20 protein-coding genes and 1 riboswitch are annotated in these 22,832 nt (G+C 68.8%); of the genes, 10 read left to right on the forward strand and 10 right to left on the reverse strand.

Translation table 11 applies throughout. The features are described from left to right. Nucleotide 1 precedes the first annotated feature (1 nt). Genes glgX through glgB form a run of 4 tightly spaced genes read right to left on the reverse strand, consistent with a single transcriptional unit; the run spans nucleotide 2 to nucleotide 6,960 of the window. The gene (gene glgX / locus FA740_RS00805) at nucleotides 2-2,074 is read right to left on the reverse strand and encodes a glycogen debranching protein GlgX (protein WP_136854876.1); all 2,073 of its coding nucleotides are present in this window, start codon (nucleotides 2,072-2,074) and stop codon (nucleotides 2-4) included. Next, nucleotides 2,071-3,495, reverse strand: a complete 1,425-nt coding sequence (gene glgA, locus FA740_RS00810) for a glycogen synthase GlgA (RefSeq protein WP_136854877.1) — start codon at nucleotides 3,493-3,495, stop codon at nucleotides 2,071-2,073. Before glgA ends, glgX begins: the two co-directional genes overlap by 4 nt. Then, the gene (gene glgC / locus FA740_RS00815) at nucleotides 3,495-4,754 is read right to left on the reverse strand and encodes a glucose-1-phosphate adenylyltransferase (RefSeq protein ID WP_136854878.1); all 1,260 of its coding nucleotides are present in this window, start codon (nucleotides 4,752-4,754) and stop codon (nucleotides 3,495-3,497) included. The genes glgA and glgC overlap by 1 nt, the downstream gene beginning before the upstream one ends. A 22-nt stretch (nucleotides 4,755-4,776) precedes the next feature. Continuing rightward, on the reverse strand, nucleotides 4,777-6,960 hold the full coding sequence (gene glgB, locus FA740_RS00820; protein WP_136854879.1) for a 1,4-alpha-glucan branching protein GlgB: 2,184 nt from the start codon (nucleotides 6,958-6,960) through the stop codon (nucleotides 4,777-4,779). A gap of 122 nt (nucleotides 6,961-7,082) precedes the next feature. On the opposite strand from glgB, the gene FA740_RS00825 reads away from it, so the two are divergent. Further along, nucleotides 7,083-8,687, forward strand: coding sequence for an alpha-glucosidase (locus FA740_RS00825; protein ID WP_136854880.1), 1,605 nt, complete (start codon nucleotides 7,083-7,085; stop codon nucleotides 8,685-8,687). Nucleotides 8,688-8,703: 16 nt separating this feature from the next. On the opposite strand, the gene FA740_RS00830 is transcribed toward FA740_RS00825, so the two are convergent. Continuing rightward, a complete protein-coding gene (locus tag FA740_RS00830; RefSeq protein ID WP_136854881.1) occupies nucleotides 8,704-8,892 on the reverse strand; it encodes a hypothetical protein in 189 nt (62 codons plus the stop codon). 51 nt (nucleotides 8,893-8,943) lie between these two features. Beyond that, on the reverse strand, nucleotides 8,944-9,912 hold the full coding sequence (locus FA740_RS00835; protein WP_136854882.1) for a LysR family transcriptional regulator: 969 nt from the start codon (nucleotides 9,910-9,912) through the stop codon (nucleotides 8,944-8,946). Between the two features lie 129 nt (nucleotides 9,913-10,041). On the opposite strand from FA740_RS00835, the gene FA740_RS00840 reads away from it, so the two are divergent. Further along, nucleotides 10,042-10,974 (forward strand): ring-cleaving dioxygenase, encoded by a 933-nt coding sequence (locus tag FA740_RS00840; RefSeq protein ID WP_136854883.1) that lies wholly within the window; start codon nucleotides 10,042-10,044, stop codon nucleotides 10,972-10,974. Nucleotides 10,975-10,994: 20 nt separating this feature from the next. After that, nucleotides 10,995-11,543 (forward strand): NADPH-dependent FMN reductase, encoded by a 549-nt coding sequence (locus FA740_RS00845; RefSeq protein WP_136854884.1) that lies wholly within the window; start codon nucleotides 10,995-10,997, stop codon nucleotides 11,541-11,543. Nucleotides 11,544-11,802: 259 nt separating this feature from the next. Here FA740_RS00845 and FA740_RS00850 read toward each other — a convergent pair whose 3' ends face one another. Continuing rightward, nucleotides 11,803-13,299 carry a VOC family protein gene (locus FA740_RS00850; RefSeq protein WP_136854885.1) on the reverse strand — a complete coding sequence of 499 codons (1,497 nt, stop codon included), beginning with the start codon at nucleotides 13,297-13,299 and terminating at the stop codon, nucleotides 11,803-11,805. Between the two features lie 153 nt (nucleotides 13,300-13,452). On the opposite strand from FA740_RS00850, the gene FA740_RS00855 reads away from it, so the two are divergent. Genes FA740_RS00855 through aroQ form a run of 5 tightly spaced genes read left to right on the forward strand, consistent with a single transcriptional unit; the run spans nucleotide 13,453 to nucleotide 17,975 of the window. Then, nucleotides 13,453-14,385, forward strand: coding sequence for a pirin family protein (locus FA740_RS00855; protein ID WP_136854886.1), 933 nt, complete (start codon nucleotides 13,453-13,455; stop codon nucleotides 14,383-14,385). A gap of 11 nt (nucleotides 14,386-14,396) precedes the next feature. Next, nucleotides 14,397-14,939, forward strand: a complete 543-nt coding sequence (locus FA740_RS00860; protein WP_136854887.1) for a DUF924 family protein — start codon at nucleotides 14,397-14,399, stop codon at nucleotides 14,937-14,939. A 37-nt stretch (nucleotides 14,940-14,976) separates the two neighbouring features. Further along, the gene (locus FA740_RS00865; protein WP_136854888.1) at nucleotides 14,977-16,002 is read left to right on the forward strand and encodes a histone deacetylase family protein; all 1,026 of its coding nucleotides are present in this window, start codon (nucleotides 14,977-14,979) and stop codon (nucleotides 16,000-16,002) included. A gap of 33 nt (nucleotides 16,003-16,035) precedes the next feature. Continuing rightward, entirely contained in the window at nucleotides 16,036-17,508 is a 1,473-nt protein-coding gene (locus FA740_RS00870; RefSeq protein ID WP_136854889.1) for an asparaginase domain-containing protein, read from the forward strand. A 41-nt stretch (nucleotides 17,509-17,549) separates the two neighbouring features. Beyond that, on the forward strand, nucleotides 17,550-17,975 hold the full coding sequence (aroQ, locus tag FA740_RS00875) for a type II 3-dehydroquinate dehydratase (RefSeq protein WP_136854890.1): 426 nt from the start codon (nucleotides 17,550-17,552) through the stop codon (nucleotides 17,973-17,975). 271 nt (nucleotides 17,976-18,246) lie between these two features. Here the strand turns inward: aroQ and FA740_RS00880 are convergent, their stop codons facing one another. The 3 genes from FA740_RS00880 to cobO form a co-directional block, all read right to left on the reverse strand. Next, nucleotides 18,247-19,593 (reverse strand): alpha,alpha-trehalose-phosphate synthase (UDP-forming), encoded by a 1,347-nt coding sequence (locus FA740_RS00880; protein ID WP_136854891.1) that lies wholly within the window; start codon nucleotides 19,591-19,593, stop codon nucleotides 18,247-18,249. A gap of 9 nt (nucleotides 19,594-19,602) precedes the next feature. After that, complete coding sequence (gene otsB / locus FA740_RS00885; RefSeq protein WP_136854892.1) at nucleotides 19,603-20,325, reverse strand: trehalose-phosphatase; 723 nt, start codon at nucleotides 20,323-20,325, stop codon at nucleotides 19,603-19,605. Nucleotides 20,326-20,425: 100 nt separating this feature from the next. Next, complete coding sequence (cobO, locus tag FA740_RS00890; protein WP_136854893.1) at nucleotides 20,426-21,055, reverse strand: cob(I)yrinic acid a,c-diamide adenosyltransferase; 630 nt, start codon at nucleotides 21,053-21,055, stop codon at nucleotides 20,426-20,428. Between the two features lie 41 nt (nucleotides 21,056-21,096). Continuing rightward, nucleotides 21,097-21,305, forward strand: a riboswitch (cobalamin riboswitch). A 101-nt stretch (nucleotides 21,306-21,406) separates the two neighbouring features. Here cobO and FA740_RS00895 point away from each other — a divergent pair. Both FA740_RS00895 and cobW read left to right on the forward strand, forming a co-directional pair. Then, a complete protein-coding gene (locus FA740_RS00895; protein ID WP_136854894.1) occupies nucleotides 21,407-21,778 on the forward strand; it encodes a DUF1636 domain-containing protein in 372 nt (123 codons plus the stop codon). A gap of 2 nt (nucleotides 21,779-21,780) precedes the next feature. Next, nucleotides 21,781-22,824, forward strand: a complete 1,044-nt coding sequence (cobW, locus tag FA740_RS00900; protein WP_136854895.1) for a cobalamin biosynthesis protein CobW — start codon at nucleotides 21,781-21,783, stop codon at nucleotides 22,822-22,824. The last annotated feature ends 8 nt before the right edge of the window (nucleotides 22,825-22,832 follow it).

Here is a 22,832-nt window from a genome sequence, read left to right on the forward strand (position 1 = left end):
CTCAAGAGGTCAGGACGAAGGCCGCGACACTGTCGGCGGCGATGGGTTCCAGGTCGCGGGCCGGCAGGTCCGTGTCGTCGTCGCGCGCACTGTCCAGGCGGCGGCGCCACTGGCCCTGCGGAGCCTCGGGCAGGCGGACCTGCGCCGCGGAGCCGTTGTTGAAGACCACGAAGACGGCGCCCGGCAGCGCGGCATAGGCCGGCGTGCCGGACGCCATGCGCATCTCGGCCGCCAGCAGGCGACCGTCGGGGTCGTTCCAGTCATCGGGCGACATCGCCTCGCCATCGGCCCGGCGCCAGAACAGGTCAGGCAGCCCGTCCTGTTCGCGCGGCTGGCTGTGCAGGAACCGCTTCTGCCGCAGGATCGGATGGGCGCGCCGGAACGCGATGACGCGGCGCACGAAATCCAGGAAGGCCGGGTCCGCGCCGTCCCAATCGACCCAGCCCGTCGGATTGTCCTGGGCATAGGCGTTGTTGTTGCCGCCCTGGCTGTTGCCCAGTTCGTCCCCCGCCAGCAGCATCGGCGTGCCTTGGGACAGCATCAGCGTGGCGATCAGGTTGCGGCGGCGGCGGTCGCGGGCGGCCCGGATATCGGGGTCGTCGGTCGGCCCCTCGGCGCCCATGTTGTCGGACAGGTTGTGGTTGTGGCCGTCGCGGTTCTCCTCGCCATTGGCCTCGTTGTGCTTGTCGTTGAAGCTGACCGTATCCATCAGTGTGAATCCGTCATGGGCGGCCACGAAATTCACCGAACTGGTCGCGGGCCGCCCGTCATGGTCGAACCGCGCGGCCGACCCCGCGACGCGCTTGGCCAGCTTGCCGATCAGGCCCGGATCGCCCCGCCAGAACCCGCGGATCTGGTCGCGATAGCGGTCGTTCCATTCCGCGAAGGGCGCGGGATAGGCGCCCAGCTGATACCCGCCCTCGCCGATGTCCCAGGGTTCGGCGATCAGCTTGACGCGGTTCAGCACGGGGTCCTGGCGGATCGCGCGGAACAGCGGCGCGTCGCGGTCGAACACGCCGCGCGTGCGCCCCAGAACCGAGGCCAGGTCGAACCGAAACCCGTCCACATGCATCACCTGCACCCAATAGCGCAGCGAATCCATCACCAGCCGCAGCGTGAAGGGGCTGTCCAGGTTCAGCACGTTGCCGGTGCCCGCGTCGTTGACGTAATAGCGCGGATCGTCGGCCAGCCGGTAATAGGCAGCGTTGTCCAGCCCCCGGAAGGACAGGGTCGGGCCCAGCTGGTTGCCCTCGGCGGTGTGGTTGTAGACCACGTCCAGGATCACCTCGATCCCGGCCTTGTGGAACCGGGCGACCATCTGCTGGAACTCGGCGATCTCTCCGGTCTGCATATAGCGGGGTTCGGGCGCGAAGAACCCGTAGGACATGTAGCCCCAGTAATTCGTCAGCCCCTTGTCGGTCAGGAACCGGTCATCGGCAAAGGCATGGACGGGCAGCAGCTCGATCGCGGTGACGCCAAGGCGGGTCAGGTGGTCCAGCACCGGCTCGGACGCCATGGCCAGATAGCTGCCGCGATGGGCGATGTCGGGGCGGCCGGCGGTCATGCCCTTGACATGCGCCTCGTAGATGACGGTTTCCGACAGGGGCCGGTGCAGCGGACGATCCTCGCCCCAGGCAAAGCTGGGGTCCACCACCACCGATTTCGGCATGTGCTGCGCGCTGTCGCGGCGGTCAAAGGACAGGTCGGCATCGTGATGGCCCGCCCGATATCCCATCAGCGCGTCATGCGCGCGCGGGCTGCCGGTCAGGCGTTTCGCATAGGGGTCGATCAGCAGCTTGTTGGGGTTGAAGCGGTGCCCCTCATGCGGGCGATAGGGGCCGTGCACGCGATAGCCATAGCGCTGGCCGGGGCGCAGCCCCTCGATATGACCGTGCCAGACGTGACCGTCGCGTTCGGGCAGATCGACCCGAGTCTCTCGGTTCTTGTCGTCGAACAGGCACAGCACCACCCGGTCGGCATGCTGGGAAAAGATCGCGAAATTCACCCCGGCCCCGTCGAACGTGGCACCCAGGGGGGTCGGATGCCCGGCGGTCATCGCGTGGCGTTGGGTCATGGGGTCTGCGTCAACCTTGCATAAAGATCGGCATAGGCGCGCGCCGATGGCGCCCATCCGACCGGATGGGCCATGGCATTGACCTGCATCCGCGTCCAGACCTCGCGGTCGGAAAACAGGCGCGTCAGCCGCATCAGCGCGCCGCGCAGCGCCACGGCTGTGACCGGGGCGAACTGGATGCCGGTCGCCACCCCGCGCGCCAGGCCCGCGGGCGAGGCGTTGATGACCGTATCGGCCAGCCCCCCGGTCAGCGCGACCACAGGGATGGTGCCATAGCGCAACCCGTACATCTGCGTCAGCCCGCAGGGTTCGAACCGCGACGGCACCAGGATCGCGTCGCCCCCCGCGATCAGGCGGTGGGACAGCCCCTCGTCATAGCCGATGCGCACGGCGACGTTCGGGTCGCCCGCCGCCTGCCGGAACGCCTGTTCCAGGCCCGGATCGCCAGACCCCAGAACCGCCAGCTGCCCCCCCGGGTCCAGCAGCGCGGGCAGCGTCTCAAGGACCAGGTCCAGTCCCTTCTGATGCGTCATCCGCGACACGATCACGCAAAGCGGCCCCGCCGCCTGCGGCAGGCCCAGCTCGGCCTGCAAGGCAGTCTTGGCCGCGGCCTTGCCCGAGGGCGCGTCGAACGCGGCGATGGCGGGGTCGGTGGCGGGGTTCCAGGCATCCTCGTCGATGCCGTTCAGGATGCCGGTCAGGTCCGCCTGCCGGTGGCGCATGACGCCGTCCAGGCCCATGCCGAATTCCGGGGTCATCAGCTCTTCGGCATAGCTGGGGGATACGGTCGTCAGCGCATCCGCCCCCATCAGCCCGGCCTTGAGCGCCGAGATCGCGCCCCAGAACTCGTACCCCTCGCTGTAGAACCGCGCGGGGTCCAGGCGCAGCGAATGCAGCCGCCCCGGATCGGTGGACCCGGTAAAGGCGATGTTGTGGATGGTCAGCACCGTCCGCACCCCCGCCCCGCCCATGCGCGGCAGGTATTCGATCATCAGCCCCGCCTGCCAGTCGTGCCCGTGCAGCACCTGCGGGTGCCAGCCATCGGCCCCCTGAGCCGCGACATGCGCGCCCACCCAGGACAGGGCCGCAAAGCGCTCCGGGTTGTCGGGCCAGTCGCGCCCGTCCGGCCCCAGATAGGGGTTGCCCGGCCGCGCATACAGGTGGGGCGCGTCGATCACCAGCAGGTCCAGCCCCGCCGCCTGCCCCTGCAGCAGCACCGCAGGCCCGCCGAACAGGTCGTCGAACCGGTGGACCGGGCTGGCATCGCTCAGCGCCGCCATCACCGCCGGATAGCCCGGCAGCAGGCTGCGCATCTGCACCCCGACCCCGGCCAGCGCGGCAGGCAGCGCGCCCGTCACGTCGGCCAGCCCCCCGGTCTTGACCAGCGGCGCGCATTCCGAGGCGACCGACAGCACCCGCATCACAGCGATGCCGCCCGCCGGTCCAGCATGTCCTGGGTGATCAGGGTCACGCCGCCCTCGCTGACGCGGAACCAGCGGGCATCAACCTCGGGGTCTTCGCCGACGATCAGCCCCTCGGGGATGACCACGCCGCGGTCGATGACCACGTTGCGCAGCCGCGCGTGGCGGTGGACGGTGACATAGGGCAGCACCACCGCGTGATCCAACACCGCATAGCTGTTGGTGTGGACCTCGGTGAACAGCAGCGAATTCTTGACCTCGGTCCCCGAGATGATGCACCCCCCCGACACCATCGAGGATATCGCCATGCCCCGGCGGTCGGCCTCGTCATGGATGAACTTGGCGGGCGGCACGCTTTCGGAATAGGTCCAGATCGGCCAGTCGCGGTCCCACAGGTTCAGCTCGGGCGTGAAATCGGTCAGCGCGATATTGGCCTGCCAGAAGGCGTCGACCGTGCCCACGTCCTTCCAATAGGCCGGCGCACCCGCATCGCGGACGCAGGACGTGTCGAACCGATGCGCCATCGCCTTGCCGTTCTTGACGATGTCGGGGATCAGGTCGGTGCCGAAATCATGGCTGGAATTGTCGTCCTGCGCATCGCGCAGCAGCAGGTCGCGCAGGAATGCCCAGTTGAAGACATAGATGCCCATCGACGCCAGCGCCTTGTCCGGCGCGCCGGGCATGGCGGGCGGATCGGCGGGCTTTTCCAGGAACGACACGATGCGGCCCGTGGCATCCACGTCCATCACGCCAAAGGCGGTCGCCTCCATCCGCGGCACGGTCAGGCAGCCCACGGTGACATCCGCGCCGCTGGCCACATGCTCGCGCAGCATGATCTCATAGTCCATCTTGTAGATGTGGTCGCCCGCCAGGATGATGATGTAATCGACGTCGTAATCGTCCACGATATCAATGTTCTGGGTCACCGCATCGGCCGTGCCGCGATACCAGTGATCCTCGGAGGTGCGCTGGCTGGCGGGCAGGATGTCCAGGAATTCGTTGCGTTCGGCCCGGAAAAAGTTCCAGCCGCGCTGGCAATGCCGGATCAGGCTGTGGGCCTTGTATTGTGTGGCCACGGCGATCTTGCGGATGCCGGAATTCATCGCGTTCGACAGGGCAAAATCGACGATGCGGGTCTTGCCGCCGAAATAGACCGCCGGTTTCACCCGCCGGTCGGTCAGCTCCTTCAGGCGGCTGCCCCGGCCCCCCGCCAGCACGAATGCCATCGCCCGGCGCGTCAGCCGTTGCGTTTCCACCATGGTTCTCTCCTCCCTCATATGTTCAGTCCGCCGCCACGAAGATCACCACCGACAGCGGCGGCAGGGTCACCGCCATCGAAGCCGGCTGCCCGTCCTGCGGTTCCCCGTCCGCCACGACCCCGCCCAGATTGCCCATGCCGCTGCCGCCATAGGCGGTGGCATCGGTATTCACCGCCTCGCGCCAGCGCCCCGCCTGCGGCACGCCGATGCGGAAATCGGGGCGCGGCACGGGGGTGAAGTTGCAGACCACCACCACCGGCGGATCGCCCGCATCCCCGCGCCGCACCCAGGCATAGGTCGACTGCGCGGGGTCGGTCGCGATCCACTGGAACCCCTCGGGTTCGGCATCCTTGACGTGCAGGGCGGGCGTGTCGCGATAAAGCGCGTTCAGATCGCGCACCAGCGCCTGCACGCCCTGGTGCATCGGCTGGCTGGCCGCGTGCCAGTTCAGCTCTCCGTTGTGGTTCCATTCCTCGGGTTGGCCGAACTCGCAGCCCATGAACAGCAGCTTTTTCCCCGGATGTCCCCACATGAAGCCGTAATAGGCGCGCAGGTTCGCGAATTGCTGCCATTCGTCGCCGGGCATCTTGTGCAACAGGCTACCCTTGCCGTGGACGACCTCGTCATGGCTGATCGGCAGGATGAAGTTCTCGGTGAAGGCATACATCAGCCCAAAGCTCATCAGGTCGTGGTGATAGCGGCGGTGGACCGGATCGCGGCTCATATAGCGCAGGGTGTCGTTCATCCAGCCCATGTTCCACTTGAACCCAAAGCCCAGCCCCCCCGCATCGACCGGGGCCGACACCTTGGGAAACGACGTGCTTTCCTCGGCCATGGTCATGATGCCGGGCTGTTCGGCATAGGCCTCGATGTTCATATTTTGCAGAAAGGCGATCGCCTCGTAATTCTCGCGGCCACCATCCTTGTTGGGCACCCATTCGCCGTCCTTGCGCGAATAGTCGCGATACAGCATCGACGCTACCGCATCCACGCGCAGCCCGTCGATGTGATATTCGTCCAGCCAATAGACCGCATTCGCGGTCAGGAAATTCTGCACCTCGGTCCGGCCATAATTGTAGATCAGCGTGTTCCAGTCCTGATGGAATCCCTCGCGCGGGTCGGCATGCTCGTACAGCTCGGTCCCGTCGAACCGGGCCAGACCATGCGCGTCGGTCGGGAAATGCCCCGGCACCCAATCCAGCAGCACCCCCAGCCCCGCCCGATGCGCCGCATCGACCAGATCGCGGAATTTATGCGGCGGGCCGAACCGGATCGTCGGCGCGTACAGGCCCACCGGCTGATAGCCCCAGGACCCGTCGAACGGAAATTCGCTGACCGGCATCAACTCCAGATGGGTGAACCCCATGTCCTTGGCATAGGACACCAGATCGCGCGCCATCTCCTGATAGGACAGCGGGCGCCCGCCATCGTCATACTTGCGCCGCCAGCTGCCGGGATGGACCTCATAGATGCTGATCGGCGCGCGGCGATCCTGGGCTGCGGCGCGACCGGCCATCCAGTCCGCGTCCTTCCAGCCATAGCCCGCGATGTCGCGCACCACGCTGGCCTTTTCTGGCGGATGCTGGCTGCCGAACCCCACCGGATCGGCCTTTTGCATCACCCCACCCTGGGCATCCAGGATCTCGTATTTGTACAGCGTGCCTTCGGTCAGGTCGGGCAGAAAGATCTCCCAGAACCCCTGACCCACGCGGCGCATGGGGTGGCGGCGACCGTCCCATCCGTTGAACTGGCCCACGACCGACACGCGCTGCGCATTGGGCGCCCAGACCGCGAAATGGGTGCCCGAGACGCCCTGATGGGTCATCACATGCGCGCCCAGCACCCGCCACAACCGCTTGTGCGTGCCTTCGGCCAGCAGGTGCAGGTCCATCTCTCCCAGGACGGGGCCGAACCGATAGGGGTCCTCAAAGGTCCACTCGACCCCGCCCCCCGATCGCGCCTTCAACCGATAGGGTCCCGCGGGGATCGGTCCTGCGAACAGATCCCCCGCCACGCGCGCCAGGGGCACCGTGCCCCCCGGCCCGACGGCGGCCAGCGATGCCAGGTCCGGGTGGAACACCGTCAGCCACTGACCCTCGCCATGCGGGCGCGGCCCCAGGATTGAAAACGGTTGCGAACAGCGCCCCCCGGCCAGGGCGGCCTGATCATCGGGGCTAAGCTGCGGAGGATTCGTGATTTTGTCCATAAGCCCCACCATAGCTGCGCCGTTGAATCAGGCAATCGACTGGTTAACGCTAACACCTCCTTTTTGATCCGGCTATAGTCATGCATGACTGAACAGGAATCCCGACCCGGAAAGGTGACGACATGGCGGAATGGTGGCGCGACGCGGTGATCTATCAGATCTATCCCCGCAGCTTTCAGGACAGCGACGGGGACGGCATCGGCGACCTGCCGGGCATCACGCGCAGGCTGGATCACGTGGCGGGGCTGGGGGTCGATGCGATCTGGCTGTCGCCCTTCTTCACCTCGCCGCAAAAGGACATGGGCTATGACGTGTCCGACTATACCGACGTCGACCCGCTGTTCGGCAGCATGGCCGATTTCGACGCGATGGTCGCGCGCGCGCACGAGCTGGGCCTGAAGGTCATCATCGACCAGGTCATCAGCCATTCCAGCGACGTCCACCCCTGGTTCGAGGAAAGCCGCCAGTCGCGCGACAACCCCAAGGCCGACTGGTATGTCTGGGCCGACCCCAAGCCCGACGGCACGCCGCCCAACAACTGGCCCTCGGTCTTCGGCGGCCCTGCCTGGGAGTGGGAGCCGCGCCGGCGCCAGTATTACCTGCATAACTTCCTGATCGAACAGCCCGACCTGAACATGTGGAACCCGGCGGTGCAGGACGCGCTGCTGGACACGATGCGGTTCTGGCTGGAACGCGGCGTCGATGGGTTCCGACTGGATACGGTGAACTACTACTTCCACGACAGCGACCTGCGCGACAACCCGCCCAATCCCGACCACAAGGGACCGGAAACCTATGGGTTCCAGCGCCACATCCATTCCAAGAACCGCCCCGAGAACATCGCCTTCCTGACCCGCATGCGGGCGCTGACCGACGAATACGACGCCCGCATGATGGTCGGAGAGGTCGGCGACGGCGGCCAGACCGCCATCGACATCATGGCCGAATACACCGCGGGCAGCGACCGCCTGCACATGTGCTACAGCTTCGAGATGCTCAGCCCCGAGTTCACCGCCGCGCATTTCCGCCACACGATCGAGGGTGTCCACGACCATGCCCCCGACAGCCATTCCTGCTGGTCGTTTTCCAACCATGACGTGGTCCGCCATGTCAGCCGGTGGGCCAGGCACGCCGAAAGCCCCGATGCGCTGGCACGCCAGTCCGCGGCGATGCTGCTGTCCTTTCCCGGCACGATCTGCCTCTATCAGGGAGAGGAGCTGGGCCAGACCGAGACCACGCTGGTCTATGAGGAACTGACCGACCCCCCCGCCCTGCGCTTCTGGCCCGAGGTCAAGGGCCGCGACGGCTGCCGGACGCCGATGGTCTGGGACCAGGGCGAACCGCATGCCGGGTTCTCGGACACGACGCCTTGGCTGCCGGTCAAGGATGAACAGGCGATCCGCGCCGTGGCCCATCAGCAGGACCAGAATGACAGCGTTCTGGCGGCCTATCGGGCGGTGCTGGCCTTCCGCAAGGGCTCGGATGCGCTGCGTTTCGGAACGGCCGCGTTCCTGGACCTGCCCGAACCCGTGCTCGCCTTCCGGCGCGACCATGACGGTCAGACGCTGACGGCGGCGTTCAACCTGTCGCCCACGCCGCGCACCCTGACGGTCGGCGGTGACACCGCCCTGACCGGTCCCAGCCATGCCACCCTGGAGGGGACGCAGCTGCAGCTGCCCGCCAACGGCTTTGCCTGGCTGACCGGATCGCCCACGCTGTCGGCCTGAACGAGCCGCCGGAGCCTCAGGGCTCCGGCTTGCGCCAGACAAACAGGGCCAGCGCCAGATACACCGCGGCCGCACCGAACAGCATGGCCCAGACCGGGCTTGCGAACCATAGCTCGACCCCCGCCCAGATCAGCGGCAGCATCACGCACAGGACGCGCACCCACAGAGGGCGAAAGAACGGCGCATCGGGATCGACAAGCTTCATGACAGACCTTTCAAGGGCTTGGCCACGGCGTGGCTCAGGCGGAAGTTGGGCTCAGAGGGATGGCGGCTCGGGCGGACGGGGGGTCCGGGGGGCTGGCCCCCCGGCCGTCGCGGGACGCAACAGCCCGCGCTGCCAGGGCGGGTCCACCGCAAAGGCCGCCGCGATGTGATCGACAAAGGCGCGGGTCTTGCGCGGCAGCGGCCGGATCGGCGGCCAGACCACGCTGATCGGCAGCGGGTCCTGCGCCAGATCGGGCAGCAGCCGAACCAGCCGCCCGTCCCGCAGCGCGTCATGCACGATGAACAGCGGCAGCAGCGCCAGCCCCAGCCCGCCGATGGCCAGATCGCGCATCGCCTCGCCATTGTTGGCCGACACGCGGCTCTGGCGGGGCGGCGGGATCTCGGCGCCAAACGGCCAGATCTCGGCGAGGCGCGCGTTCAGATAGCCGATGACCTCATGCCCGGCCAGATCGGCGGGTGCCGCCACCGCGCCATGCTGCGCCAGGTAATCGGGGCTGGCGACCAGGGCGCGCGGGTCCTCGCACAGGCGGCGCGCCATCAGGCTGCTGTCCTTCAGATGCCCGATGCGCAGCCCCAGATCGAACCCCGCCCGGCCCAGATCCGTCTGCCGGTCGTCGTAATCCAGCACGATCTCCAGCCCCGGATGCGCGCGGGCGAACCCCGCGATCACCGGGCCCAGATGCCGGATGCCAAAGCTCATCGGCGCCGCGATGGCCAGCCGCCCGCGCAGGCCCGCCTCGGGGGCGGCGACGCTCTCGGTGGCCGCGACCAGTTCGGCCAGCGCCGGGCGCAACCGCTCGGCCAGGGCCAGGGCGCTGTCGGTGGCCGTGATCCGCCCCGCATGGCGGGTGAACAGTGCGACCCCAAGGGCGGCCTCGAAATCGCTGATCCGCTTGCTGACCACCGATTTCGACAGATCCCCGCGCGCCGCCGCCCCCGAGATGCTGCCCGCATCCAGAACCGCCAGAAACGTCTCGATATCCGTGATCGTCCACCCCATGCCGCCAGCCTAGCAGCTATGCACTCGTTCGCAAGAACCGAACGCCGCGTTGCCACCGCGACGGGTGCCGCGAACGCCCGCGCCACGCCATATTGTCCTCAAGCCAATGGGAAACATCAGGAGCCTGCAATGCAGCTGACCGGAATCCATCACCTGACCGCCATCACCGCAGATGCCGCGGCCAACAACCGTTTCTATACCCACACCCTAGGCCTGCGCCGCGTGAAGAAGACCGTGAACCAGGACGACACCTCGGCCTATCATCTGTTCTTCGCGGACGGGGCGGGCAGCCCCGGCACCGACATCACCTTCTTCGACTGGCCCGCGGCGCCCGAACGGCGCGGCACCAATGCGATCACCCGCACCGGGCTGCGCGTGTCCGAAGACAGCCTGGATTACTGGGCCGACCGCCTGCAGGGCCTGGACGCGCGCCTGACCACCATCGACGGCCGCCCCAGCCTGGAGGTCGAGGACCCCGAGGGCCAGCGCCTGCGCCTGATCGCCGCGCCGACCCCGGCGGGCCAGCCCTGGGACCGCAGCGACGTCCCCGCCGAGCACCAGATCCACGGCCTGGGGCCGATCACCATCTCGGTCCCCGACCTGGGCCCGACCGAGGCCGTGCTGACCCAAGTGATGAACATGCGCAAGGTCCGCGACTATGCCAGCCCCGACGGGCAGGGCCAGGTCCATGTGTTCGAGATGGGCGAGGGCGGCGCCGCGGCCGAACTGCATGTCGCGGTCCAGCCCGGCCTGCCCCAGGCCCGCCAGGGCGCGGGCGGCGTGCATCACGTGGCCTTCCGCGTGCCCGACACCGCCGCCCTGACCGCCTGGACCGAGCGCGTGTCCCGGTTCCGCGTGCCCAGCAGCGGCGAGGTCGAGCGGTTCTACTTCCGGTCGTTGTATTTCCGCGAGCCGGGGGGCAACCTGTTCGAACTGGCGACCGACGGGCCGGGCTTTGACGTGGACGAGCCCTTCGAGACGATGGGCGAGGGCCTGTCCCTGCCCCCCTTCCTGGAGGGCAAGCGCCAGCAGATCGAGGCCGGGCTGAAACCCCTGGCCTGACCCAACAGGCGGAGACGGCGATGACGGTGATTCTGGGACTTTCGGGCAGCCTGCGGCGGGCGTCGCTGAACACGGGCCTGTTGCGGGCGGCGGCCGAGGTCGCGCCCGACGGCGTGACCGTCGAGATCGGCGATATCCGCGACGTGCCGCTTTACGATGGCGATCTGGAGGCGGCGGAGGGCATTCCCCCCGCCGTCACCGCGCTGACCGACCGGCTAGCTGCGGCGGACGGGCTGCTGCTGGTCAGCCCGGAATACAACAACGGCGTGCCCGGCGTACTGAAGAACGCGATCGACTGGATGTCGCGCGGTTCGGGCATGGCGGCCTTCAAGGGCAAGCCCGTGGCCGTCATCGGCGCCTCGCCCGGCAATTTCGGCACTGCGCATGCGCAGTCGCACTGGCTGCCGGTGCTGCGCATGCTGTCCACCCGCCCCTGGTGGGAGGGGCGGCTGATGGTGTCGCGCGCGGGCGATCTGTTCGACGATCAGGGCACCCTGACCGACGACAAGACCCGCGACAGGCTGGCCGATTTCATCGCGGGCTTTGCCGGCAGCCTGACGCGTCCCTGACCGCCACGCCGAAACCTGACGGGCGTCGCCTCCTTCAGCCAAGGCGCACAGACCGCCAACACGCGGTCATGGCAGGCGGCACCCGTTGGCAACAGCACGGTCGCGGGGCCGCCACCTGTGGCATTCCGGCAACGGAATGACGCGCTGCAGCATTTCCCGGAACCTGGGGTGGAACAAGATACGTCCCGATGCGGTTTGCCCGCCGTCAAGCCCTTCACCAGTGTGCCCCGCCCCGGTTGCCCCCGGCGCGGGGCTTTTCTCAATCGCGCCCCCGGCCCAGCCACGCGGTCGCCGCCGCCAGATCGTCGGGCGACAATTCGTGACCGGCGGGCAGACGGCGCGCGTCCAGATCGGCCCCCGATGCCGCCAGCCAGTCGTTCAGCGCCGGCGCATGCACCCCATAAGGATCGCGCGCGCCCTCCAGCGTCAGCACCCGCAGGCCGGTCAGATCGGCCTGGGGCACCTGGTCCAGCGCCAGCATGGGCCGCATCAGGATCGCGCGGGCGATCAGCCCCGGATGCAGCGCCATGACCGCGCCCGCGAAATTCGCGCCGTTGGAATAGCCCAGCACCGTGATCCGCGCCGGGTCCAGGTCATAGGCCGCCACGGCCTCCTGCCAGAAACCGGCAAAGGCTGCGGCCTCGGCCGGGATATCGGCCTGGTCAAAGGTGGTCATGGACAGGCGGCGAAAGAACCGCGCCACGCCCTCTTCGGTAGACCGCCCGCGCAGGCCCAGCAGGGTCGCGCGCGGCGCGATCCGATGGGCCAGCGGCATCAGGTCGGTTTCCGACCCGCCGGTGCCGTGCAGCAGGATCAGGGTCGAGCCGTCGGGGTCCTCGGGGGTGTGGATGCGGTGGGTGAAGGGCAGGTCGCGCATGGGTCTCCTTTCCTCGCCCGGTCGGGCGAATTGCGGCAGGCGCAGCCGCAGGTCGGTCATGTCGGTGAAATGCGGCGGGACCATCAGGGTCCGGCCAAGCTCGGCCTCGTCCACAGCCATGCCGGGACCGTCGGTCGCCAGTTCGATCAGCAGGCCCGCCGGGTCGCGGACATAAAGCGAGGTGAAATACAGCCGGTCATGCACGGTCACATCGGCCAGCCGCGCCTGATGGGCGCGGATCGCCGCGACGTCGGGCACGCGCAGGGCGACGTGGTCGATCACCCCTGTCCCCGGAATGCCCGGCACGAAACCGGACGCATCGCGGATATCCAGCACGTCACGGTCGGAGGCCAGGCGCGTCACGCCCCCCTCGACCCCCTGCGGCAGATAGCCGAAGGGCGCCAGAAAGGCCGCCGTCGCCCCAGCATCATCGGACCACAGCGTGACGCCGTGCAGGCGCGCGGGCGCGGCGGGCCAGCCCGCATCGGGGATGTCCCCGCCGACCAGCTTGACGATGATCCCGTCCGGGTCGCGCAGGCGCAGGACCGGCGCGCCGAACTCGCGGAGCGGCCCCTCGATGCGCAATCCGTGCTGCATGGCGCGGGTCAGCCAGTCGCCGATCCGTACGCGCGGGATGGCCAGTGCGATCTCGGCCACCTGTCCGTGGCCCACGCGTCCCGGTGCGCCGTCCTGCCAGACCAGAAAGCTGACCAGCGATCCGGGCGTGCCGGTGGCGTCGCCATAGAACAGGTGCAGCTGTTCGGCATCCTCAAAGCCGGCGGTCTGCTTGACCAGCGACAGCCCCAGAAAGCCCATCCAGAAATCGACATTGGCCTGCACGTCGCGCGTGATGGCCGTCACGTGATGAAGTCCCGTCATGGCGACCTCCTTTCACCCCCCAAGATGCCCGCGGCCGGTGTTCGGCGCCACGGGGGGCGGGCACAACCCGGCGTTCGCGTGGGGCGAACGCCTGCGCGCTTGCCCGATGGCCCGCAAACCCCCACCCTTGGGAACAGCACAGGAGAGAACGCCATGAGCTGGAACCCCGCCCTGACCCCCGGATGCCCCGACGCCATCGGCGCCGATGCCATCGAGACGCTGATCATCCCCCGCGCCCGCGACCTGGGCGGGTTCGAGGTGCGCCGCGCCCTGCCCGCCCCCAAACGCCAGATGGTCGGGCCGTTCATCTTCTTTGACCAGATGGGCCCGGCCGAGTTTCTGACCGATCAGGGCATCGACGTGCGCCCGCACCCCCATATCGGCCTGGGCACGGTCACCTATCTGTATCGCGGCAGCTTTCAGCATCAGGACAGCACCGGCGCCGATCAGATCATCACGCCCGGCGCGCTGAACTGGATGGTGGCGGGGCGCGGCGTCACCCATTCCGAACGCAGCCCCGAGGCCGTGCGCGCCGGTCCAAGCAGCCTGCTGGGCATCCAGACCTGGATCGCCCTGCCGGAAACGCATGAGGACATCGCCCCCAGCTTTGAGCATCACGCGGCCACCGCCCTGCCCGAGATTCGCGACCAGGGGATCGAGGCGCGGCTGATCCTGGGCCGCGCCTATGGCGAGGTCGCCCCGGCGACGATGCATTCCGACACCTTCTATCTGGACGTGACGCTGGCCGCCCGCGCCCGCTTTCCCCTGCCCGTCGATCACGAGGATCGCGGCCTGTATATCACCGAAGGCAGCGTCAGCATCGCCGGGCAGGAGTTCCAGGCCGGCCAGATGATGGTGTTCCGCCCCGGCGACGCGATCACGGTGGCGGCGGGCGACCGGGGCGCGCGGCTGATGGCGCTTGGCGGGGCCACGCTGAACGGGCCGCGCCATATCTGGTGGAATTTCGTCGCCTCATCGCGCGAACGCATCGAGGTCGCGAAACAGGAATGGCGCGAGGCGCGTTGGGGTCAAGGACGGTTCGACCTGCCGCCGGGCGACCGCGACGAACACATCCCCTTGCCGTGACGGAGAGACACATGCCCAAGACCCCCCACGAGGTGCTGGAGTTCTGGTTCTCGGACCAGATGCGCCCCTATTGGTTCGCGAAATCCGACGATATCGACAAGGACATCGCCGCCCGCTTCAGCGACACCTATGAGGAGGCCCATGCCGGTCGGCTGGACGCCTGGATGGACGCGCCCGACAGCGCGCTGGCGCTGGTGATCACGCTGGACCAGTTCCCGCGCAACATCCATCGCGGCGGGCCGCGCAGCTTTGAATCAAACGATCTGGCGCTGCGCCATGCCCGCACCGCGCTGGATCGGGGCCACGACCTGGGTCAGCCGGCCGAGCGGCGGCAGTTCTTTTACCTGCCCTTCATGCACAGCGAGGATCTGGCCGATCAGGACCGCTCGGTCGCGCTGTATGAACAGCTGGGCAACGACCACTCGCTGCATTTCGCGCATGAGCATCGCGATATCGTGGCGCGGTTCGGCCGCTTTCCGCATCGCAACGCCATCCTGGGCCGCGACAGCACCCCCGAAGAGGCCACGTTTCTGGAAACGCACAAGGGCTTCTGATCTTGCCCAAGGGGTGCGGGCCGCCTAGCCTGCACCCATGGATCATCTGCCCTGCTTTTACGCGCCCGACACCGCCGCCCATGACCCGCAGTTCTGGATGCTGCGCGGCGTGCCCATGGCCAACAAGGAAACCGCCGAACGCGCGGACCGCCTGCTGGCGGGCATCGCCGCGGCGGGGCTGACCGTGACCGATCCGCCGGTCGCCGACCGCGCGCCGATGCATGCCATCCACACCGCGCGATACCTGACCTTCCTGGAGATTGCATGGGACGAATGGCAGACCGCCCCCGGCGCGGGCGCCGAGGTCGTGGCCAACCTGCATCCGCAAAAGGCGCATCAGACCTATCCCTCGGGCATCACCGGGCGGGCGGGCTGGCACATGGCCGATACCGGCTGCCCGCTTGGGCGGCACACCTACGCGGCGGCGCTGCGGGGCGTCGACACGGCGCTGGCGGCCGCGGCGGCGGTGACCGGGGGCGCGCGGGCGGCCTATGCGCTGTGCCGTCCGCCGGGGCATCACGCCGATGCCGACACGGCGGCGGGACATTGCTTTCTGAACAATTCGGCCATCGCGGCCCAGGCCCTGCGCGCGCATCACGACCGCGTCGCAGTGCTGGACATCGACGTGCATCACGGCAACGGCACGCAGGAGATCTTTTACGACCGCGCCGATGTGCTGACCGTGTCGGTCCATGCCGATCCGGATGCGTTCTATCCCTTTTATCTGGGCCATGCGCATGAGGTGGGGCCGGCGGGCACCAACCTGAACCTGCCGCTGCCTTTGGGGTCGGGTGACGACCTCTGGCTGGCCGCCCTCGACGGCGCGCTGGAGCGTATCGCGGATTTCGCGCCGGGCGCGCTGGTCCTGGCCCTGGGGCTGGACGCGCATGAGCGGGACCCGTTCCGCGGGCTGCAGGTCACGACGCCGGGCTTTGCCCGCGCCGCCGCCCGCATCAAGGCCGCAGGCCTGCCCACCGTCATCGTGCAGGAGGGCGGCTATCTCTCCGAGGATCTGACCCACAATCTGGCCGCCACCCTGCGGGGCTGGATCGAGGCGCCCTGACCGGTCTATAGCGGACCAAAAAAGGGGGGCTTCATGCGCATCTGCATCATCACCACCGGCGGCACCATCGGCAGCACGGGCCACCCCCTGTCACCCATGCCCGCCGCCCGGTTCGCGCAGGCCGTCCACGACCTGCTGGGGGGCGCGCTGGCGGCGGCGCTGCCGGGGGACCGGCTGCATGTGGATGACGGGCTGCGCTTTTCCGATGACGGGCCCGGCACGTTGGACAGCACCGACCTGCGCCCCTCGGACTGGTGCCGGATCGCGGGGCGGGTGCTGGATCTGTACGACGATCACGACGCCTTCGTGATCCTGCACGGCACCGACACGATGGATTACACCGGCGCGGCGCTGCCCTTGCTGCTGAACGTGTTCGACGACATGGGGATCGCCCGCGCGGCCCTGTCCAAGCCCGTGATCCTGACCGGCGCGCAGCTGCCGCTGTTCCGCGACACGGATGGCGGGCTGGTCCTGAACGCGGGCAGCGACGCACTGGCCAACCTGACCGGCGCGCTGGAGGCCGCCCGCTTGCGCCTGCCCGAGGTCGCGGTCTTCTTCGACGGGCGGCTGCTGCGCGGGGCGCGGGCGCTCAAGGTGTCGACCACGCGGTTCGCGGGGTTCGACAGCCCGCATCTGGGGCCGCTGGCCACGCGGGGCATCGGCATCCATCCGGGCGCGGTGCCGCCTCTGCCCGGCCCCGCCGCGCCCGACCGCGCGCTGGATGCGGCCCCGGCCCGCGCCCTGGTCCGCGCGCAGCTGGAGGCCGTGGCCCGCGTCATCGACGATCAGCGCGTGGCGCAGATCGCCGCCGTCCCCTCGGATCACCGCGCGAGCGATCCGCTGATGGCGCGGATGGTGCGCGACGCGCTGGCCGCAGGCGCAACCGGCCTGCTGCTGGAGGGGTTCGGCCCCGGCAACATCCCCGCAGGCGACGGCGCGATGGCCAGCGCGCTGACGCAGGCGCAGGTGCCGGTGATGATCGCCAGCCGGGTGATCGGCGGGCAGGTGGGCGCGTTCGATTACGCGGCGGGGGCCTGGATCGGGGCGACCGGCGCGGTGGCGGCGGGCGACATGACGCCGGTGGCGGCGCTGGCCAAGCTGATGATCCTGACCGCCATGGCCCCCCATCACGGATGGGACCGCGCCACCCTGTCCGCGCTTCTGGCGCGCAGCCTGGCGGGCGAATGCGCGGCGGGCGACCGGCTGACCGGGGCGCTGTGGCCCGGTCAGGCGCTGCAGGCGGCGGACGGGCCGCTGCGGTTGGAGAACGACCACGACCACGGCCCGCGCCTGACCGACGGGGCGCGCCTGCTGTGGCAGGCCCCCGGCCCCGGCCTGCTGCGGATGCAGGGCGACCGGCTGGCGCTGATCGCGCATGACGGGGCGGTGCTGTGGTCCAGCGCGCCTGCGCCCGGCGCGGTGGCGGTGCTGACCGCGCATCCGCCCGCGCTGCGCCTGATCGACCCGGCGGGGCGCGCGCGCCCGGTCACGGCGCTTGCGGGCTGACCCCCGCGCGCGCTAGCAACAGCCAGCCAGAGGAGGTCCCGATGCCGCTGATCCATATCCTGAACGGTCCGAACCTGAACCTGCTGGGCCAGCGCCAGCCCGAGGTCTATGGCCATGCCACCCTGTCCGACCTGGAGGCGATGTGCCGCGACGCCGCCCGCCCCCATGAGATCCGGTTCCTGCAATCCAACTGGGAGGGGCAGATCGTCGACTGGATCCACGAGGCCCGGCTGGAGGCCGCAGCCATCGTCATCAACCCGGCGGCGCTGACCCATACCTCGGTCGCGGTTCTGGACGCGCTGAACGCCTTCGACGGCCCGGTGATCGAGGTCCATATCAGCCAGGTCCACAAGCGCGAGGCGTTCCGCCACCATTCCTATGTGTCGCACCGGGCGGATGGGGTGATCGCGGGGCTGGGGCTGGGCGGCTATGTCGCCGCGCTGCGCCATGTGGCGACGCTGATCTGACAAAAAACCGCCGGTTCCGGGCGCAGGGAGGAGGGGTGCGCGGGAACCGACGGCTTTCCGGAAATGGTCCGTGGCCGGACCGGGAGGAGGACGCCACGAAGCATCTGCTTCATAAGTTCACCTTGCGCCTGTCCGGCGGGCCTGTCACCGCCCGACGCTGCAACGCAGCAGGCGCGACAGGCGATGCCGCCGTGATGGGCTGATTTCCGGCGTATTGCCCGTTCGTTGGGCAGAAAACGCGCCCGACAGACCGATCAGCCGATTCGCGCGCCTATCCCGCCAATGCCTCCAGATAGGTCCGCGACCACCAGGCGACGTCATGGGTGACCACGCCCTCCAGCAGGGCGGCGTGGCGGTCGCGGCGTTCGGATTGCGACATGCGCATGGCCTGCGCCATCGCCACGGCCAGATCATGCGGGTCATGGGGGTTGATGATCAGGGCCTGGTCCATCGTCTCGGCCGCGCCGGCAAAGCGCGACAGGATCAGCACGCCCGGATCGTCGGGGTTCTGGGCCGCGACATATTCCTTGGCCACCAGGTTCATGCCGTCCGCCAGCGGCGTGACCAGCCCGATGCGCGCCTGACGATACAGCCCCGCAAGGACGGGTCGCGGAAAGGGCCGGTGGATGAACCGGATCGGCGTCCAGTTCAGCGTGGCGAACTGGCCGTTGATGCGGCCTGCCAGATGCTCGGTCTCCTCCCGGATGGTCTGATAGGCCTCGACCGCGCCGCGGGTGGGGGGCGCGATCTGCAGGAACGAGATCTTTTCATGCAGGTCGGGGATCTTTTCCAGCAGCAGCTGATAGGCCCGGAACCGCTGCGGGATGCCCTTGGAATAGTCCAGCCGGTCCACGCCGATCATCATCTTGGCCCCGGTCAGCATGCGCATGCGGTCGCTGTCGGGGGCGTCCACCGCCTCGGCCATAAACGACGCCGCGTCGATGCCGATGGGAAAAGCCTGCGTGCGCACGTCGCGCCCCGCGATCCGGAACCGGTCGGGCGACACCAGATCGCCATCGGCCAGCTGGCGCGCGCTTTCGGCGAATGCACCCATGTCCCGATCGGCCTGAAACCCCAGCAGGTCGTAATGCGACAGCCAGTCGAACAGCTGGGACGGGTTGGGCAGGGCCGCGCAATCGGCCGGGCCGGGAAAGGGGATGTGCAGGAAATGCCCGATCTTGTTGCCGACCCCCAGGGCGCGCAGTTCGGCGGCCAGCGGGAACAGGTGGTAATCCTGCACCCAGATGCGGTCATCGGGGCGCAGATGCGGCACGATCATCCGCGCGATCAGCGCATTCACACGGGCATAGCCGTCCAGGTATTCGGGCTGGATGCGCATCAGGTTCGGCCGCCCGTGGCACAGTGGCCAGAGGATCGAGTTGGAATAGCCCAGATAGTATTCCTCGTGATCCTGCGGGGTCAGGTCAAAGGACATGCGCTGAAAGGCGGCGCCCGGATGGTCCTGCAGGTCCGGTGCGGGATGGTCGGTCACCTCGCCCGAGAACCCGATCCAGACGCCGCCAGAGCTGCGCAGCGCATCCTCCAGCGCGACGACCAGCCCCCCCGACGGATTCTTGCCCAAAGGCAGGCGGTTCGACACGACGACTAGGCGGGACATGCGGTTTCCTCAGGTCAGAGATGCGTCAAGCCAGGCGGCCAGCGCGGCAGGGTCGGACAGGCGGTGATGGGCGGCGGTGGGTCCGTCGCCGATCTTGATGGCAAAGCCGCCCCGGGACTGGGCGTGGGCCATGGCGGGTTCGTCGGTGGTGTCGTCGCCCGCAAAGACCGGCATCCGGCCCGCAAAGGGCGGCAGGGTCAACAGATGCGCCATGGCACTGTCCTTGCCGACGCCGCCGGGGCGCAGCTCCAGCGCCATCTTGGCGGGTTGCAGCACCAGATGCGGATGCTGCGCGGCCAGATCCTGCATCACCGTCTCGACGAAATCGCGCAACTGGGACGCGTCGCGGTAATGCAGCGCGACGCCGTGGGGCTTTTCCTCGACCAGCAGGGCGGGATGGGGGGCGGCGCGGTCGCGGGCCGCGCGGTGCAGCGCGGGGGCGTCGAAATCGACCTGATGCAGGGTGGTGATGCGGCCCGGTTCCAGCGACAGCTCGGACCCGTGGCTGCCCGCGACAAAGCCCGGAAAATCGGGCAGGTGCCCGCGCAGGTCGGCCACGTCGCGCCCCGAGATCAGCGCCACCGCGCCCCCCTGCCGCCGATGCAGCGCCGACAGGCGGTCGCGCAGCGCAGGGGTCACCACCACCGCATCGGGGCGCGGCGCGATATCGACCAGGCAGCCGTCGAAATCCAGGAACAGCGCGGCATCGGGGGACAGCAGGGGCAGGGTCATCGGCACGAGACACTCCGTTCAGGTTTCACAAGGTGAACCCTGAGACAGGCCCGCAGGTTCACCGCCATGTGATCTTTTGTGCATTCAATCGCGCGCGCTGTCAAAACTCGACGCCCGCCTGCGCCTTGATGCCGGCGCGGAAGGGGTGCTTGATCTGGGTCATCTCGGTCACAAGGTCGGCGGCCTCGATCAGCGCCTCGGGGGCGCCGCGGCCGGTCAGCACGACATGGGTCATGGGCGGTTTCTCAGCCTCCAGAAAGGCCAGCACCTCGGCCACGTCCAGATAACCATAGCGAAAGGCGATGTTGATCTCGTCCAGCAGGACCATGCGGATGGCGGGGTCGCGGATCAGCGATTTGGCCTTGTCCCAGCCCGCCGCCGCCGCCGCGATGTCGCGCGACTTGTCCTGGGTCTCCCAGGTGAACCCCTCGCCCATGGCGTGGAATTGGCAGACATCGCCGAAATGCGTGGTCAGCAGCGTGCGTTCGCCCGTGTCCCACGCGCCCTTGATGAACTGCACCACGGCACTGGGCATGCCATGCGCGATGCAGCGCATGATCATGCCGAACCCGCTGGAGGATTTGCCCTTGCCCGGCCCCGTATGGACGATGATCAGGCCCTTTTCGCCGGTCTTGGTCTCCATCATCCGGTCGCGGGCGGCCTTTTTCTTGGCCATCTTGGCGGCGTGGCGGTCCAGATCCTCGGTGGGAACGGGGTCGGTCGGGGTCATGGTGCGGCTCCTCAATGGTTGACAAATCGCGGGCGCGGGGCTTTTGGTGGGCCCGTGTTGGTTCCTGTCGTAAGGCAGGCGAAGAGGGAATGCGACAAGGTCCTGACGGACCCCAAGCGCAGCCGCCCCCGCGACCGTGACCGGAAAGGTCGCCCGATCCACTGGCCCCGCGGGGCCGGGAAGGTGGGACGACCGTTGGGGCAACCCTGAATCCGCAAGCCGGGAGACCTGCCAGCACCTGACGATGACGGGCGAACGGGGTGTTTCGCAACCGGCAGGCGACGGGCGGGTCCTTTCCGTGCCGCCCCCTTTCGGCCTGCCCCTTTGCCCCCGACCAAGGGAAGGCCCGCGATGCGCGCTGTTCTGCATGTCTGCACCACCTGTCGCGGCGCCCTGCCCGACCCCGACGCCGATCCCTGCGCGCCCCGCCCCGGCGCGCGGCTGATGGAGGTGCTGACCCGCACCGCCCCCGAAGGGGTCGAGATCCGCCCCGTCGAATGCCTGTCCGCCTGTTCGCAGGGCTGCGCCGTGGCCCTGTCGGGACCGGCCAAGTGGTCCTATGTCTATGGCCGCCTGACGCCTGAGGACGCCGCCGAGATCGCCGCAGGCGCCCGCGCCTATGCCGCCACCGCCGACGGGGTCGTGCCCTGGCGCGAACGCCCCGCCATCTTCCGCAAGCAGAGCCTTGCGCGGATTCCCCCGCATTTCCCCCCGCAGGAGTGACAATGACCGACCTCGTGAAAACCCCCGTCACCGTGATCACCGGCTTTCTGGGCTCGGGCAAGACGACGCTGATCCGGCATCTGATGGCCAATCCGAACGGCCTGCGCCTGGCCGTGATCGTCAACGAATTCGGCACCTTGGGCGTGGATGGCGACATCCTGAAAGGCTGCGCCGACGACAACTGCCCGGCCGAGAACATCATGGAGCTGTCGAACGGCTGCATCTGCTGCACGGTCGCCGATGATTTCATCCCCACGCTGGAGGCGCTGATGGCGCTGCCGCAAAAGCCTGATCACATCCTGATCGAGACCTCGGGGCTGGCGCTGCCGAAACCGCTGCTCAAGGCGTTCGACTGGCCCGCGATCCGGTCGCGGATCACCGTGGACGGCGTGATCGCGCTGGCCGATGCCGAGGCCGTGGCCGCGGGCCGCTTTGCCCCCGACGTGGCCGCCGTGGACGCGCAGCGCGCCGCCGATGACAGCCTGGACCATGAGACGCCCCTGTCCGAGGTCTTTGAGGATCAGATCGCCTGCGCCGATGTCGTGCTGCTGACCAAGGCCGATCTGGCGGGCGAGGCGGGCATCAAGGCCGCCCGCGCCGTGATCGAGGCCGAGGCGCCGCGCCCCCTGCCCATCCTGACCGTCACCGAAGGCGCCATCGACGCCCGCCTGATCCTGGGCCTGGGCCGCGCCGCCGAGGACGACCTGGACGCCCGTCCCAGCCATCATGACGGCGCCGACGACCACGAGCACGAGGATTTCGACACCGTCGTGATCGACCTGCCCGAGATCACCGACCCCGCCGACCTGTCCGCCCGCATCGCGCGGCTGGCCGCGGAACAGCACATCCTGCGGGTCAAGGGCCACGTGGCCGTCGCGGGCAAGCCCATGCGCCTGCTGGTGCAGGCCGTGGGCGGGCGCGTCCGGCACCAGTACGACCGGCCCTGGGGCGACAGCCCGCGCCGGTCGCGGCTGGTGGTGATCGCCGAGCATGACCATATCGACATGGCCGCGATCCGCGCCGTGCTGGACGGTGTGCCCGCATGACCGGGGCC

The sequence above is a fragment of the Paracoccus hibiscisoli genome, assembly GCF_005048265.1.
Classification (GTDB): domain Bacteria; phylum Pseudomonadota; class Alphaproteobacteria; order Rhodobacterales; family Rhodobacteraceae; genus Paracoccus; species Paracoccus hibiscisoli.

Excerpts from the sequence above, each read along its gene's own strand:
- glgC (WP_136854878.1), bottom strand. The coding sequence starts at position 4,754 with ATGGTGGAAACGCAACGGCTGACGCGCCGGGCGATGGCATTCGTGCTG.
- otsB (WP_136854892.1), bottom strand. The coding sequence starts at position 20,325 with ATGACCCTGCCCCTGCTGTCCCCCGATGCCGCGCTGTTCCTGGATTTC.
- FA740_RS00840 (WP_136854883.1), top strand. The coding sequence starts at position 10,042 with ATGCAGCTGACCGGAATCCATCACCTGACCGCCATCACCGCAGATGCC.
- glgB (WP_136854879.1), bottom strand. The coding sequence starts at position 6,960 with ATGGACAAAATCACGAATCCTCCGCAGCTTAGCCCCGATGATCAGGCC.
- glgX (WP_136854876.1), bottom strand. The coding sequence starts at position 2,074 with ATGACCCAACGCCACGCGATGACCGCCGGGCATCCGACCCCCCTGGGT.
- FA740_RS00865 (WP_136854888.1), top strand. The coding sequence starts at position 14,977 with ATGGATCATCTGCCCTGCTTTTACGCGCCCGACACCGCCGCCCATGAC.
- FA740_RS00845 (WP_136854884.1), top strand. The coding sequence starts at position 10,995 with ATGACGGTGATTCTGGGACTTTCGGGCAGCCTGCGGCGGGCGTCGCTG.
- FA740_RS00855 (WP_136854886.1), top strand. The coding sequence starts at position 13,453 with ATGAGCTGGAACCCCGCCCTGACCCCCGGATGCCCCGACGCCATCGGC.
- FA740_RS00870 (WP_136854889.1), top strand. The coding sequence starts at position 16,036 with ATGCGCATCTGCATCATCACCACCGGCGGCACCATCGGCAGCACGGGC.
- FA740_RS00825 (WP_136854880.1), top strand. The coding sequence starts at position 7,083 with ATGGCGGAATGGTGGCGCGACGCGGTGATCTATCAGATCTATCCCCGC.
- aroQ (WP_136854890.1), top strand. The coding sequence starts at position 17,550 with ATGCCGCTGATCCATATCCTGAACGGTCCGAACCTGAACCTGCTGGGC.
- cobW (WP_136854895.1), top strand. The coding sequence starts at position 21,781 with ATGACCGACCTCGTGAAAACCCCCGTCACCGTGATCACCGGCTTTCTG.
- FA740_RS00880 (WP_136854891.1), bottom strand. The coding sequence starts at position 19,593 with ATGTCCCGCCTAGTCGTCGTGTCGAACCGCCTGCCTTTGGGCAAGAAT.
- FA740_RS00860 (WP_136854887.1), top strand. The coding sequence starts at position 14,397 with ATGCCCAAGACCCCCCACGAGGTGCTGGAGTTCTGGTTCTCGGACCAG.
- glgA (WP_136854877.1), bottom strand. The coding sequence starts at position 3,495 with ATGCGGGTGCTGTCGGTCGCCTCGGAATGCGCGCCGCTGGTCAAGACC.
- cobO (WP_136854893.1), bottom strand. The coding sequence starts at position 21,055 with ATGACCCCGACCGACCCCGTTCCCACCGAGGATCTGGACCGCCACGCC.
- FA740_RS00835 (WP_136854882.1), bottom strand. The coding sequence starts at position 9,912 with ATGGGGTGGACGATCACGGATATCGAGACGTTTCTGGCGGTTCTGGAT.
- FA740_RS00850 (WP_136854885.1), bottom strand. The coding sequence starts at position 13,299 with ATGACGGGACTTCATCACGTGACGGCCATCACGCGCGACGTGCAGGCC.
- FA740_RS00895 (WP_136854894.1), top strand. The coding sequence starts at position 21,407 with ATGCGCGCTGTTCTGCATGTCTGCACCACCTGTCGCGGCGCCCTGCCC.
- FA740_RS00830 (WP_136854881.1), bottom strand. The coding sequence starts at position 8,892 with ATGAAGCTTGTCGATCCCGATGCGCCGTTCTTTCGCCCTCTGTGGGTG.